1 pseudogene is annotated in these 397 nt (G+C 69.5%); it reads left to right on the forward strand.

The features are described 5' to 3' along the window. Window positions 1-397 (forward strand): annotated as a pseudogene (locus tag G3I78_RS50185) (cation-translocating P-type ATPase); the annotation flags it as partial.

Here is a 397-nt window from a genome sequence, read left to right on the forward strand (position 1 = left end):
CTCGATCGGCCTGATCATCAGCCAGCTCGTCGTCAAGGACAACAACCTCAAGGACGCCATCGCCCGCACCGTCGGCGGCATCGTCCCGATGATCCCCGAGGGGCTCGTCCTGCTGACCTCCGTCGCCTTCGCGATCGGCGTCATCCGGCTCGGCCGCAAACAGTGCCTGGTGCAGGAGCTGCCGGCCATCGAGGGCCTCGCCCGCGTCGACGTGGTCTGCCTCGACAAGACCGGAACCCTCACCGAGGGCGGCATGGACGTCACCGAGCTCCGCCCGCTCGGCGGCGCGCAGGACGCGTACGTCAAGAAGGTGCTCGGCGCGCTCGGCGAATCCGACCCGCGTCCCAACGCCAGCCTCCAGGCGATCATCGACGCCTACCCGGACAGCGCCGAGTGG

This window comes from Streptomyces sp. SID13726 (assembly GCF_010548375.1).
Lineage (GTDB): Bacteria > Actinomycetota > Actinomycetes > Streptomycetales > Streptomycetaceae > Streptomyces.